Below are 13,539 nucleotides of genomic sequence, written 5' to 3' on the forward strand. Positions count from 1 at the left end.
CGAACAACATGGCATACGGCTCAGTGGACCAAAGCTAGGGAGACCACCGGCTAACAAAGAGATAGAGAAGGAACAAAAACGCCTGGAACGGCAAGATGCCAGCGAACGTAATGCTGTAGAAGGTAAATTCGGCGAAGGGAAGCGGCGCTACAGTTTGGCTCGTATTATGGCACGCCTGAAAGAGACCTCCGAAAGCGTGATTTGTCTACAGTTCCTGGTGATGAACTTGGAGCATAGACTCCGTGTTCTTTTGTTCTATTTTCTGCGGCACCTATTTCGGTATAATCTAGCTTTAGTTCGACCGTCATTATAGTGTTTTAATTGAAATTAGGATTGGTTCAGCAAACCCTATATTATACATAATAAATATCATTGTTACAAAATCGTGATACTTATGCCATACTTTCGTAAAATGTTTAGTTTATAGTGAAGTTAAGCAAGAAAACAACAAACAAATAGAACATTTAGTTAGGAGGGAAGCAAATGCTTAGAAAACAATGGATGTTAAGGCAAGTGGCTAACTGTAAAGGCGGGTGCCATAGACAGTCCCGGGTACGACGTTAAACTGCCTGCAATAATGCAAATATTTTAAAGGAGGAATTTTTTGTGAACAAAAAGTTTTGGCTTTTAGCCGTTGCAGGTATTTTGGTTTTAGCTCTGGCAATTCCCGCTTTTGCGGCAGTAACAGTGCAAACACCGCAGGGACAGGACACACAGAATCAGCAGTGGTTTAATCAAATGTTTGACTGGCACCAAAAGTGGCTGGATAATGCCCAAAAGAACGGCCAAGTGACACCAGACCAGGCCAAAGCCTGGCAGGAGCATTTTAACTACATGCGGGACTTTCATAACAAGTATGGCATGGGTATGATGGGCGGCTCTAACGGCGGCTATGGCGGCATGATGGGTTCAGGGTATGCCGATGGATCCCAGGCCAAGTAAAAGATAGTTTTTGTTGTTAATAAACCCGGGTGGCTGGCACCCGGGTTTATTAATCCATGCCATAGCCATTTACTTGAGCCGCCGGGCCGGTGCCGGCATTAGACGATAAGCCATCCGTTCTTTTCTTCGAAAGTCCTGATACGGGTCAAAATGCTTTAGTCTAAGGGCGTTGGACACAACGGAAACCGAACTGAAGGCCATTGCGGCACCGGCCAATACTGGTGACAGAAACCCCAGGGCAGCCACGGGCATGCCCAGAGTATTGTAAATTAATGCCCAGAGCGGCGCAGACGGCGCAAGTCATACCGTTGATTTTTAAATCCACCTGCCACATTGGACTTGATAGCCCAGTTCAACCACGGTTTTGACCAGTTTGTCCACTCCTACCCGGTCAGGACCATAGTCGACAGTAACTTTTTCTACCGCAAAAAAAGTTTTATTTTTTACACTTACTGGAGTCTAATTAAAAAAAGGGGAATTTTAAATTGGGAGCCAGGGTTGTAAAAAATTAACTTCATATCTTGCAACTTGACAAGGGATAATATATTAAGAGTTATTATTATCAAAAGTGTAATGGGGGTGCAGGTATGTCCAGAGTAATGAAATGTATGTGTGAGGAATGCCATTATAATGATGCCCATGAATGCCATGCGGATGGTATCGAGGTTCGGTCCAGCGGCGATAACAAGGTGGAAACGTCAGATGGAACCTGCTGCAATACCTTCAGGCCCAAGCGGCATAAAGGTGGTTGTTGCGGGTAAGTATACTGACAAATAACCCTCACGGACAGCGGGGGTTATTTTTATCAAAGATTTTATACCCGCATCACTAAGTAATCCCCTGATTTCATCTGCATCACTTCCGACTTCATGGCTTTGGCCAGGTCCAGGGTCATGGTCTTTTGTTCCTCATTGTTTTGCGCCAGAAGGGTTAGCTGGTTGCCGCCCAGTACCCGCTCTTTATTTAAAGTGACCACGGCCAGAATTTGCGGGTCCGGCCGCCCGGATGACTCCTGTCCCATGCTATTCCCTCCCCACCAGGTTTGTTTTTAATACGGCATGGCTTTTTTTAACGCTTTCCCAAAGCGGCGTATTTTTAATGGATTGGATTAAATTCTCCACATTGCCGGTGATTGAACCAGGGTGATAATTATCCGTCCTTGCTTATAATCTTTGCGGGTGAAATGGTAACGCTTCAATCCCAGTGCCCTGGTGGCCTCAAAAATAATGGCCTGCCGCTGGCCGAAGTTATCCAGGGCGATACGAAAGTTTTCTTCTCTGGGATAAATAACGGCGGCGATCCCCTCTTTGGCAAACAGTTTCCGGGCGTTTTCCGTGCCCAGTGTATTGGTCACATAAACATCGTCCACATACAATTAGGAACCCTTCACTTCCACCCTGCCGGGCCGTACATCAGCAATATCGCCCACCATTTTCCACTTTTTTTAAAGGTTTTGCATTTAAGCATAACAGTAGCCAGCACCTGGCTGAAACTTGGTGCTGGCTACTGTGGTTTTGCTAATAACGTTTGTATCTCCCTATCCAATTTAGTGGCAACCTCTTTTCTTAGTAGTGGAAGAATCCTTTTGATAGTCATCCGCGTGGTCATGGTCACTTTTGTTGTTATGCCCGGTATGACTGCCGCAGCAGCCGCCGCGGCGCATCATGAAAAACATTAAGACACCGAAGAGCAGCCAGGGACTGTATGTCCTGAGAATCTCCTCCATATAAATCATCTCCTTTGAAATTATTGAAGAAACTAAATATCAATTTCTATGACAACTTTTATGACAACCCCGGCTTGAAGCGCCGCAGCCTGAGGGCATTGGTCACCACCGACACAGAACTGAAGGCCATTGCCGCTCCGGCGATCACCGGGTTGAGAAAGCCCAGGGCCGCCACAGGGATGCCTACAGTGTTATATACCAGCGCCCAGAAAAGGTTCTGCTTGATATTCTTGATGGTGGCCCGGCTGAGCCTGATGGCGGCCACAATGCCCCTTAAATCCCCCCTCATCAGGGTAATATCTGCCGCTTCAATGGCCACGTCCGTGCCGGTGCCGATGGCGAATCCGACATCGGCGGTGACCAGGGCCGGGGCGTCGTTGATACCGTCCCCCACCATGCCCACTACCTTGCCCCGCCCGCGCAGCTTTTCAACCTGCTGCGCTTTGTCCTCCGGAAGTACCTCCGACAGCACATTCTCAATTCCAACCTGCCGGGCAATGGCTTCGGCGGTGCGCCGGTTGTCCCCTGTAAGCATCCAAACCTCCAGACCCATTTCCTTTAAACGTCTGATAGCTTCTTTCGAATTTTCTTTAATGGTGTCCGCGACACCGATAACAGCCGCCGGCTTGCCACCAAACGCCATCAGCATAGCGGTCTTGCCCTGTTCTTCAAGGTTTTCGACCTCTGTAATCAGACCGGATATGTCAATATTGTGCTCCTGCATTAATTTTCTGGTGCCCAGCAGAACTGTGCCGCCTTCGATTTCCGCCACCACCCCGTGGCCGGGGATCGCTTTGAACTGCTGCGGGTCATTTAAAACGGCGCCTTTTTCTTTTGCGTAGTTCACAATGGCCTGGGCCAAGGGATGCTCGGAATTCTTCTCCGCCCTGCCGGCCAGCTGTAGCAAGACTTTATCATACCCGCGATACTCCGGCGCCGGGATCAGGTCCGTTAATGCGGGCTCCCCCCTGGTGATGGTTCCGGTTTTATCCAGAATGATGGCTGTCAGTTTATGGGCCTTTTCCAGGTATTCGCCACTTTTAATCAGGATGCCGTTTTCGGCTCCTTTGCCGGTGCCCACCATGATCGATGTTGGCGTGGCCAAGCCCAGAGCGCAGGGGCAGGCAATCACCAGAACGGCGGTGAAGTTCAACAAAGACCTGGTGAAATCGCCGGGCGCGCCATAGTAGAACCAGGAGAGAAATGTAACCAGGGCTAAAGCAACCACAGCCGGCACGAAATAGGCGGATATCACGTCAGCCATGCGCTGGATCGGCGCTTTGGAACCCTGGGCCTCCTCCACGATTTTGATGATCTGGGCCAGGGCGGTGTCCTTACCCACCTTGGTGGCCTCAAACTTGAACGTGCCCAGCTTGTTAATAGTAGCTCCGATTATCTCATCCCCGGCCTTTTTATCCACCGGTACGCTTTCACCGGTGAGCATGGATTCGTCCACCGTGGAATAGCCTTCTTTCACTACTCCATCCACCGGTATTTTTTCGCCGGGCCGGACCACCACCAGATCCCCCACTTCCACTTCCTCCACGGGTATCTCCATCTCCCGGCCGCTCCTGATGACACGGGCGTTTTTGGCCTGAAGGCCGATCAGTTTTTTAATGGCTTCCGAGGTCCTCCCCTTGGCGATGGTCTCCAGGGTTTTGCCCAGCAGGACCAGGGTGATGATAATGGCCCCGGTTTCGTAATAAACTTCCACATTTCCTATCCGCTCGGCAAAAAAAGTTGCAGCGACGCTGTACAGGTAGGCAGCGGTGGTTCCCAGGGCCACCAGCACCGACATGTTGGCGCTCCGCCCCCGCAGGGCCACGTAAGCTTCCTTGTAAAAGTTGGCCCCAGCTATAAACTGAACCGGAGTAGCCAGGGTAAACTGGAAGTACGGGTTGAAGAAAAGTGCCGGGACCACGCCGCGCAAGTTCAAAACCATTGCCAGCATGTAGACCACCAGTGGAGCGGAAAAAAAAGCGGAAAAAATCACCAGGAACTTTTGCCGCCGGATTTCCCTTTCCCTCTCTTCCCGCTCCAGGTCAGCCGTGGTTTTGTCGTCCACCTCGGAAGCCTTATATCCTATATCGGCCACAGCTTTTTTAATCTGCGGCACATCGATTTCCGCCGGGTTGAATTCCACCACGGCCTTTTCCGTGGCGAAGTTCACCGCCGCCCGGGTGACACCGGGCAGTTTGTTAAGGCCTTTTTCAATCCTGGCGGCGCAGGCTGCGCAGCTCATTCCGGAAAGTTTCAATTCTGTGCGTCCTGTCACCGGCCGGTAACCGGCTTCCTTGATCTTGTCTAAAATATTCTCAGGACTTACCAACTCAGAGAGATAATCCACTGTGGCGGTTTCAGCCGCGAAGTTTACCCCGGCACTCTCGACGCCGGGTATTTTTGCAAGCGTTTTTTCAATGCGGGCGGCACAGGCTGCGCAGCTCATTCCGGCTATTTTAACTGTTAGTTTCTTTAATCCTGCCGGTTCAGGCCGGGTTGTAACTGCTTGAATGTCTGCCATATAAAAACCCCTCCGAACTAATAAAGATTTTTTAAAAAAGTCTTTAACAAAGCATTATTAAATAAGATACCCCGGTAAGCCGGGGCAATTCCCAGTTCCCACTATATATTATGGTGGATAAATATATCAAAACTGTCACAAAAGTATAACAAAATTATAATGATTAATCTTGTAAAATAATAACATTTTGAGTTCGTTTTGTGAACTTTATATTTAATATCTAACGTATTAGCAACTTAAAAGCTATGTGCTTTCATGCAATTGCTCTTCCACCTTAACAAATTTTCCTATTTGCCGGTTAATAATCCACCCGGCTTTTTACTTTTTTGGTTCCTTTTACGCACTATTTAGCGTGTACTACCATAGACCTGACGGCGCAATTTGGTTACATTTTTGTAAATAAAAACTAGAACAACGAGAAAGGATTTTCGGTCAATTCCGTGGAATTCTTTGCTAATTCGACTTTAAAATTATATATTTTGAAAATATGTCCTAAAATAAGTTATCCGCTAAGAATAACGTAAATTAAGAATAACGTAAATTATGTACGATGGTTGCTTTACGGCTGATAGTTTTAAGGGTATTCCCAAGGAGTTGTGAAGATGTGTTTATAAAAAGCCTGGTTGAATCGCAAAGCCTACTTAATCCTGTTTTGGCACGTGGACAGTTGTATGAAATAAATGCCGGGGAAACCCTGACCGTAGAAAGTACCGAAACGGATAAAAAATTCTTCTTTCTGCTTAGCGGGCGGTTACAGCTATCCTATAGCGACAGGGATAACCCCGGTATTGTCCTGACCGTTATCGAGCCTGGCGAGCCTATTATAGAAACAGCGTTTGGGTTCAGCGAAACTGCGGGCTTTCAGTTAATCGCCCTGGAGCAGGTTAAGGCAGTCGCGTTGTCTCAGGAAGACTTTCTTGAACTGTTTAAGCTTTCTATGGATTTTTCTCACGATCTGATAAATTCTCTTTCCCAAAGATTGCAGGAATCTTATCAAAAGGTTTGGGATGCCCGCAAACGGGAAAGTGTTTATGCTCGCCTGTTAACTGAAGAGAAAAGAAACAAACATGTAGAATTGGCCGGTAACCACCAGGCAATGAAACAAGCCCGGCAACACATTGCTGATATGGCTATCAATAACGAGCCGGTCTATCTGGTAGGTGAAAAGGGGACAGGCAAAGAATTGCTGGCCTGGCTGATCCACCAGGCAGGCCCGAGAAGCCGGCAGCCATTTATCGTAGTAGAATGTTCTGAAATGATAGAAGATGATTTAGGTGAGCGTTTATTTGGCAGTATGAACAGTTTTCCACAGGCGGGTGGCCTTTTCAGGTTTGGTTACCTGGAATTGGCATTGGGCGGCAGTTTATTACTAAAAGATGTAGACCGGTTAGGCCCATTGGTGATGATCAGACTGGCCGCCTTTTTAGAAAACAATTTTATGGACGTCCGAATAATGGCTACTTCTCAGGAGCCCCTCAGCCCGCAATTCCTTGATAATGAATTGGAAGCGGAAGTTCTTACCCGGCTATTCTCAAATCCGGTAGTTCTGCCCCCTTTACGTGACCGAATGCGGGATTTGCCGCTTTTAACCAAGTCTATTCTGGCCAAGTTAGCAAAAAAACATGATTGCCCGGTTCCAATTCTAAACCGGGAAGCTCAGGAGAAGTTATTAACGTATAAATATACCCAGGCCAATGTTGCCGAACTGGAAGAAATTCTGGAGCGGGCCATGGTTTTGGCTGATGGCGAAGTAATAGCGGCCGAACATGTTTTTACCGGTATAGTTGCCGACACTTCGGGTGTGGCGCTGAATCTACTGCAATACAATTCCGTTAAACAATTGATCAAAAAAGAATTTTACCCGCGCTTGCCGCAGCTGGCTTTGTCTGTGGGACTCTTGATATTTATTGCTGCTGCCTTTTTAGACAGTCAAAATTTGCTGGGTTCTGTTGTTTTATTATCAGCCTGGTCCCTGGGCTGGCCGTTGTTGCTTTTGTCTGCCGCTCTGGCAGGCCGGTTAACCTGTTCGATTTGCCCTTTTGCGGGTACAGCGAGCATCGGGCAAAGCTTAAAAAGTTTGAACCGCCCGATACCTCAGTTTGTCAAAAAATACGACTATATCATAATCTCTTTCCTGTTTGCTTCAATTTTCTGGGTCGAAGAGATTTCAGATATGCGCCATTCCCCGGTGGCAACGGGATTATTGCTGCTGACGATTACACTGGGTGCTGTTACCGCAGCCATACTTTACCCCCGCCATACATGGTGCCGTCATTTATGCCCCCTGGGGGGGATGGTCAGTATCTGTTCTATGGGCGCACCGGTTGAATTGCGTTCCAACGTTGATATCTGCCGTCATAAATGTACCACCTATAACTGTTATAAAGGAACCGGACAGCACCAGGGTTGTCCATTGTTCCAACATCTTTCATTCGTAGATAATAATGTAGCCTGTAAGTTATGCCTTAAATGCGTTCTAAACTGCCCCAACGACGCTATTCGATTGAATATCCGCCCGCCCGCCAGGGAAATTTGGCAAACCAGTCACATTAATCGCGGGCTGGCGGTCTTTGTACTGGTTTTTGCGTCATTACTGATACCGATCGGGTATTATGAAAAGCGGGGTATAAATATACCACAGAATATTGCAGGCTTTTCCGCTTTTTATTGGGGAACGGTATGCCTGGCAGCTTTCGCCGTTTGGTTTTTGATTCGGAAACGTTTAAACTCAGAAGATTCTCTTCCATTCATCCGCTCCTTTTTTTGTTTGGTTCCATTGGTTTGGGGAGCTCATTTTGCCTATCAACTACAGTTCGTACCCATGCTGCCAAATCTTCAACTTTATCTGCACCATTTAATGCCTGATGTGTCTGAAAAACAATTGATCCTGATTTCACTGCTTGGCCTGCTGCGCATCCTAATTCTGACCGGCAGTTTTATGCTGACTTTGGTTTGCCTGCTGTTTGTGCGCAAAGATTTAAAGGGGAAAGAAAAAAATTTATTTGTTACTATTACTACCTTATCCGTATTCTACACCGGTGTTATGTTTCTGCTGCTGGTGGAACGATAGTAATTCTGGCAGGTAAGGAGTATATCGTTTATGTCCGTTGTTAAGAGATTTTTTGCTATAGAAATCAAACAAACAATCTTAGGACTTATTACCCTATTGATCATTGGAATACCAACTTACATAGTTATTTTTCCTTCCAGCCCGGAAGGGTATTGGCATTTATTCTCAGGTTTCGTTACAGGGCTCTTGTTAGCAGCATTGTCTGATTTCTATTTAGTAGGGCGTCTGCTTAAGCCGATTGGCATTGGATTTGAGCCCGTGCTCGACGGCCAATGCAATCAGTTTGACGATATAAATACAATATCGCTTCTAAAAAAATTACCCATATTGTTTTTTTTGAGAATATTATTCGGGCATACCATTTTTGTAGCAGTGATACCGGGTATCTATCTGCTATACCAAACTAAAGTTACCCATGTTTTTTCATTAGGCGAAGCTACCATATTTGTTCTCGTCAATGCATATTTATGCATTGGCCATGCGCTGGTTAAAATTTTTCTGGCCCAAACATTGGTCAGGCGCATATTTTTGCCATTTTTTCAACTGGCCGGGCGGTTGCCGGCAAATGCTGAAGCAAACCGGCTGCGCATCAACATAAGACAAAAAATAATGCTGGCATTTTTGTTGCTTGGTATTCCTCCCCTGCTCGTTATTACAAGCATCAGCTGGTACAAGCTGGACCTGGCAGACCGTGAAAAGACCGGCAATTACCTGGCTGCAAGCGCTCTGGACCTGGCAATGGCCGGCGAATCTATTCTCCGGCAAGAAAATTATCGTTATTTGCGCACTTTGCCCACAACAATGAACCGGCATCTTTTGTTGATCGACAAAAACAATAATCTTCTTTATTCCAATCGAAAAGTAAAGATAATTGATTTGCAGCGCCTGGCAAAAGAGGTTCAAAAAAAAGAGTATGGCTGGTTTTATTGGGAAGACATATCGGCGCTGGTGGGTTATGCCTGGACACCGTCCGGTGAAGCATTGGTGGTGCAGGCGATACACACCAGCGAGGTTGTCAGTAGTATAAAATACATCCAATGGGTCATCTTTTTATTAGCGGGTATTGGTATTTTAAATGCTGCGACTGTTGGCTTTTTAACATCGAAATACCTGTCTGAATCCATTCGCTTACTTGTTGAGGGCATGAAAAACGTCCGGGAGGGTGATTTCACAACAAAGTTATATTACACCAGCACGGATGAATTCGCCGTTTTGGGAACAGGCTTTAACGAAATGGTGCAGGGATTGGCCGGCCGTGAGGCGGCTATCCAGGAATTAACCGCCGGATTGGAGGACAAAGTCCGCAGGCGCACCGCCGAGCTGGAGCAAGCCTACAATGAATTAAAACTGGCCCAGCAGATAATCGCAGATGAATTGGAACTGGCCCGGCTGGTACAGCAAAGTTTTCTCCCGGAAAAACCACCGCTTGTGGCAGGCTGGACGATGCGTGCTTGGGCTTCTCCGGCTAAAGAAGTAGGAGGAGATCTGTACGATTTTATACCTCTCGGTGATGGAAAGATTGGTGTCGCCGTTGGAGATGTTGCCGGGAAAAGTGTACCGGCTGCATTAATGATGGCGGTATCCATCAGTATTTTGCATACCGCGGCGAAGGGGCATCCCTCTCCGGGGCAGGCGCTGATGCGGCTTAATCAGCTGTTAAAGCGGATGATGCCGCCCCGGATGTTTCTAACCATGACTTATGCTATTCTGGACATCCGGGAGCATCGCTGCCGGATAGCCAATGCCGGAGGACCGGCTCCCTTATTGATCAACCCGCTGACTGGAACGGCAAATTACCTGGATATTACCGGATTCCCACTGGGTGTTTTCTCTGATATCGAATATGATGAGATTGATGTCTATTTAAAACCATCCGAAATGTTGCTTTTTTACAGTGACGGTTTAGTGGAGGCAACGGATCAAAAGGGAGATTTTTTTGGTTTTCCCCGTCTGGAGGAACTGGCCAGATCTGCCCCACGGGAACTCGACCTCCTGATTGATCTGCTGCTCAATGAGGTTGCAGCTTATACCGGCGGTTCGGCACAATACGATGATATTACAATGGTAGCCATCCAGAGTAAAGCTGAGCACGGGGAGGAAAATCAATGAAAAAATGGCCGCAAGAAACTGTGCAAATAACAATCCCCAGCATCTTGGGCTATGAAAAAATCGTGCTCAGCGCAGCGGGTGAAATGGCAAGGAATACCGGGTTTACTGCCGAGCGCGTGGAGGATCTGTGCACGGCAGTGCAGGAAGCGTGCATCAACGCCATTGAACACGGCAATCGCGGTATAAAGAATGCAGCAGTGCTGGTTACCATCACCGAAACTTCCACGGGGCTTCAAATAGAAGTTCAGGATTACGGCCGGGAGCACCTCCCAACCGGTTTGGGATTAAAACAGCCAAATCTGGAGGAACGCATTGCGGGGACCGGTAAAAAACGCGGCTGGGGTCTTTACCTGATGCGCCAGTTGGTAGATGGCTTGGAATTTAGGAAGGCGGGCCGATACAATGTCATCAGGCTGGTTATCAAACGTTCATAGAGAAAGGAGTTATTGCTTTTGATTAATTTACTGACTATCAGGCAGCGTGTGGTAGCTAACGGAACCGTTATTCTTGATCTGGCAGGCGATTTGAACAAGCAGGCTGAAGAAGAGATGTTAAAAGCTTACCAGCAAGCTTCAAAACAGGGCTTTAACAGGGTGCTGTATAATTTTAGCGAGGTCGGTAATATCAACAGCTCAGGCCTGGCAATTCTAATTGGCATCATATCGGAAGCCCGCAAAGAAGGGCAGAACATTGTAGTATTCAATTTAAAACCGCATTATGAAAAAGTTTTTCATATGGTTGGCCTGCCTAAATATATAAAAATATTCCGGGATGAAACACAAGCTTTGGGAGAAAGCAAGTGAAACTTGATGATTTTGACTTTAAATCACTTTTTATTGAAATAGAGGGCCATAAAATACACTATCTCGACGAGGGCCGGGGCGAGATTTTGCTAATGCTGCACGGCAACCCGACCTGGTGTTATCTGTACCGGAACTTTGTCCGGCAGCTAAGCCGGGACTATCGCTGCATTGTACCCGATTTTCTCGGGTTTGGTCTGTCAGACAAACCCGTTACTGCAGACTATAGTTTGCAGGCCCAATTAAAGAGGTTTTCTCTTTTTGTTGAAAAGATGAGCCTTACAGATATAACTCTGATAAGCCATGATATCGGAGGAATCATAGGCCTTAGCTGGGCAGCCGGGCATAAACAACTGGTAAAACGCCTTGTGGTTTTAAATACCAGAGCCTCTGTGCCGGCTGTTTGGGGCTTAAACAAATACATACCGCCCTGGTCCTACCTTGTTTTGTGGCCTTTACGGCTGCCCTGGCTGGGAGAGTTAATGGTACAGGGATTTAATTTGATGCAAAATGTAGTAATGCCTTTGGCTTTTGTGAATGGCAAGGCTTTTGGCGCACAAGCCCGTAGAGGGATAAAATATCCCTACAGGTTCTGGCGGGAGCGCAAGGCGCAGCTTATTACAGTAAGACAAATTCCAATATTGAAAACTGATCCGGTTTACCAACTGCTGCTTAAAACAGGACAGGCTCTTAACGGTTGGCAGGTACCGACGCAGATTATTTGGGGACTCAAAGATCCTTCCAGTCCCCCGGCTCTAATTGATGATATCGAAAGGTTATTGCCGAATCATCAGCCAACTCTGCGTTTGCCTGAAGCAGGACATTTTCTCACTGAGGAACAACCGGATGCTGTCTTGACAAAGATTTATCAGTTCATAAAAACTTCGTGATTAAAACTAATCAAATGAACCAGTTTGTTCTTTTGGTGTTCTTTTACTGATTAGCTGTTCTTTTGGGGGATATGGCATGGGTAACCTTAACTTTTCACGGTTGTTTTTAGATAAAAGGAAAGGACGTAATTTCCAGAATGTCTTGGAAGCAAACTTGCTGACCTTAGTTGTAGTATGTTCAATTATTTTGTTTTTGACGGCTCACTTATTGAATTTTTCGACAACATATGTAATATTTTATATAATTATTGAATTTTTAAGCATAGTTATGTCGTTCACAATCGCACTGACATTGTGGTATACCTATGAATACAGCCAAGGCTATCTCCAAATTTTGGGCAGTTCATTTTTAGCTATCGGTTTATTGAAACTTTTTCACGTGTTATCTTTTCCCGGCATGCCGCAATTTTTAACTGATAGCTCTAATCAAAAAGCGGTTTGGTTTATGGTCTTCACCAGACTGCTGGGGGCGGGAGCCTTATTGCTTAGTAGCCTGGTTGCAAATACCAATTATAAAATAAAGTTTACCAGACGTTTTAGCTTTGGTGTAGCAATATTGACCTCTGGTATTATCTTGCTGTTTGTTAGTTATTACTCACCTTTGATGCAAAGGATACCATTTATAACAAATGAGACTTTACTCAGCGGTTTTATTGTGTTTTTACTTCTACTGGCTATATTTTTTTTCTGGCAGTATGCCAAAAAAACAGGAGAGAAATTCTTTGTTTTTTTGCTTTGTGGAATGATTACCAGCATCTTTGGCGAGGTCGCTCTGGCCTTTCATTCCAGCGCCGGCGAAAACTTTAATTTACTGGGACATCTTTATAAACTTGTATCTTATACCTTTATGTTTCATGTGCTTTTTGGAAATACAGTACGCCAGCCTTATCAGGATATTGAAAAGTTACTAAACCAAACGATTACCGCAATTGCACGTGCACTGGATGGAAGGGACAAATATACCTTTAACCATTCCGAACGGGTGGCCGAATATGCCTGTGCAATCTGCCAGGTAATGGTAGTGGATAAAGAATTAAAAGATAATGTGCGAATCTCCGGATTGCTGCATGATATAGGAAAAATAGCTGTGCCGGACAGCATTTTAAATAAAGACGGGCCTCTCACATCAGCAGAAAGGGAAATGATCAAACTGCACCCGGTAAAAGGGGCGGAAATCCTTGAACCCATCGAAAGGCTGCAAGTTTTGAGGGGAATATCAGAGCACCATGAAAGGATGGACGGTAAAGGCTATCCACTGGGAAAAGACGGGGAGGAAATATCTCTCGAGGCCAGGATCCTGGCGGTTGCAGATACTTTTGACGCTATCACCAGCAATCGTGTCTACAGGCCCCCAAAAAGTAAGGATGAAGCCATCAGTATAATGGTTAAAGCAGCGGGAACCCAATTGGATAGCCGGGTGGTGAATGCGTTTATATTAGCTGATAAGCAAGGTTTAATTGAGCCCATCATGCAAAAATAAC

Annotated in this window: 13 protein-coding genes and 1 pseudogene; 9 read left to right on the forward strand and 5 right to left on the reverse strand. The window is 46.2% G+C overall.

Annotation, left to right across the window (positions count from 1 at the left end):
- Positions 1-313, forward strand: a 313-nt coding sequence (locus H569_RS20090) for a transposase (protein WP_157833515.1), incomplete at its 5' end; no start/stop codon positions are given.
- Between the two features lie 293 nt (positions 314-606).
- Positions 607-942: a hypothetical protein gene (locus H569_RS0110720; RefSeq protein WP_027364999.1), complete on the forward strand. Its 336-nt coding sequence runs from the start codon at positions 607-609 to the stop codon at positions 940-942.
- Between the two features lie 69 nt (positions 943-1,011).
- On the opposite strand, the pseudogene H569_RS22230 reads toward H569_RS0110720, so the two are convergent.
- Positions 1,012-1,221, reverse strand: a pseudogene (locus H569_RS22230) (hypothetical protein); the annotation flags it as partial.
- Positions 1,222-1,529: 308 nt separating this feature from the next.
- On the opposite strand from H569_RS22230, the gene H569_RS21820 reads away from it, so the two are divergent.
- Positions 1,530-1,703, forward strand: a complete 174-nt coding sequence (locus H569_RS21820) for a DUF1540 domain-containing protein (protein WP_081410975.1) — start codon at positions 1,530-1,532, stop codon at positions 1,701-1,703.
- 53 nt (positions 1,704-1,756) lie between these two features.
- Here H569_RS21820 and H569_RS0110730 read toward each other — a convergent pair whose 3' ends face one another.
- The 4 genes from H569_RS0110730 to H569_RS0110745 form a co-directional block, all read right to left on the reverse strand.
- Positions 1,757-1,963: a capping complex subunit for YIEGIA gene (locus H569_RS0110730; RefSeq protein ID WP_027365000.1), complete on the reverse strand. Its 207-nt coding sequence runs from the start codon at positions 1,961-1,963 to the stop codon at positions 1,757-1,759.
- 87 nt (positions 1,964-2,050) lie between these two features.
- Positions 2,051-2,311, reverse strand: coding sequence for a YIEGIA domain-containing protein (locus tag H569_RS21360; protein WP_238492529.1), 261 nt, complete (start codon positions 2,309-2,311; stop codon positions 2,051-2,053).
- Positions 2,312-2,488: 177 nt separating this feature from the next.
- Complete coding sequence (locus H569_RS0110740; protein WP_027365002.1) at positions 2,489-2,668, reverse strand: hypothetical protein; 180 nt, start codon at positions 2,666-2,668, stop codon at positions 2,489-2,491.
- A gap of 58 nt (positions 2,669-2,726) precedes the next feature.
- Positions 2,727-5,189 (reverse strand): heavy metal translocating P-type ATPase, encoded by a 2,463-nt coding sequence (locus H569_RS0110745; protein ID WP_051273584.1) that lies wholly within the window; start codon positions 5,187-5,189, stop codon positions 2,727-2,729.
- A 604-nt stretch (positions 5,190-5,793) separates the two neighbouring features.
- Between H569_RS0110745 and H569_RS0110750 the strand changes: the two genes are divergently transcribed.
- The 6 genes from H569_RS0110750 (at position 5,794) to H569_RS21370 (ending at position 13,538) form a co-directional block, all read left to right on the forward strand.
- A complete protein-coding gene (locus H569_RS0110750; protein ID WP_027365004.1) occupies positions 5,794-8,259 on the forward strand; it encodes a sigma 54-interacting transcriptional regulator in 2,466 nt (821 codons plus the stop codon).
- A 30-nt stretch (positions 8,260-8,289) separates the two neighbouring features.
- The gene (locus tag H569_RS21365) at positions 8,290-10,368 is read left to right on the forward strand and encodes a SpoIIE family protein phosphatase (RefSeq protein ID WP_051273585.1); all 2,079 of its coding nucleotides are present in this window, start codon (positions 8,290-8,292) and stop codon (positions 10,366-10,368) included.
- Positions 10,365-10,802: an ATP-binding protein gene (locus H569_RS0110760; protein ID WP_027365005.1), complete on the forward strand. Its 438-nt coding sequence runs from the start codon at positions 10,365-10,367 to the stop codon at positions 10,800-10,802. The genes H569_RS21365 and H569_RS0110760 overlap by 4 nt, the downstream gene beginning before the upstream one ends.
- Positions 10,803-10,820: 18 nt before the next feature.
- On the forward strand, positions 10,821-11,171 hold the full coding sequence (locus tag H569_RS0110765) for an STAS domain-containing protein (RefSeq protein ID WP_051273586.1): 351 nt from the start codon (positions 10,821-10,823) through the stop codon (positions 11,169-11,171).
- Complete coding sequence (locus H569_RS0110770) at positions 11,168-12,058, forward strand: alpha/beta fold hydrolase (RefSeq protein WP_027365007.1); 891 nt, start codon at positions 11,168-11,170, stop codon at positions 12,056-12,058. The genes H569_RS0110765 and H569_RS0110770 overlap by 4 nt, the downstream gene beginning before the upstream one ends.
- Before the next feature lie 76 nt (positions 12,059-12,134).
- A complete protein-coding gene (locus H569_RS21370) occupies positions 12,135-13,538 on the forward strand; it encodes an HD domain-containing phosphohydrolase (protein ID WP_051273587.1) in 1,404 nt (467 codons plus the stop codon).
- The last annotated feature ends 1 nt before the right edge of the window (position 13,539 follow it).

The organism is Desulfotruncus alcoholivorax DSM 16058, assembly GCF_000430885.1.
Classification (GTDB): Bacteria; Bacillota; Desulfotomaculia; order Desulfotomaculales; family Desulfallaceae; genus Desulfotruncus; species Desulfotruncus alcoholivorax.

Excerpts from the sequence above, each read along its gene's own strand:
- H569_RS21820 (WP_081410975.1), top strand. The coding sequence starts at position 1,530 with ATGTCCAGAGTAATGAAATGTATGTGTGAGGAATGCCATTATAATGAT.
- H569_RS0110730 (WP_027365000.1), bottom strand. The coding sequence starts at position 1,963 with ATGGGACAGGAGTCATCCGGGCGGCCGGACCCGCAAATTCTGGCCGTG.
- H569_RS0110740 (WP_027365002.1), bottom strand. The coding sequence starts at position 2,668 with ATGGAGGAGATTCTCAGGACATACAGTCCCTGGCTGCTCTTCGGTGTC.
- H569_RS0110745 (WP_051273584.1), bottom strand. The coding sequence starts at position 5,189 with ATGGCAGACATTCAAGCAGTTACAACCCGGCCTGAACCGGCAGGATTA.
- H569_RS21365 (WP_051273585.1), top strand. The coding sequence starts at position 8,290 with ATGTCCGTTGTTAAGAGATTTTTTGCTATAGAAATCAAACAAACAATC.
- H569_RS0110760 (WP_027365005.1), top strand. The coding sequence starts at position 10,365 with ATGAAAAAATGGCCGCAAGAAACTGTGCAAATAACAATCCCCAGCATC.
- H569_RS21370 (WP_051273587.1), top strand. The coding sequence starts at position 12,135 with ATGGGTAACCTTAACTTTTCACGGTTGTTTTTAGATAAAAGGAAAGGA.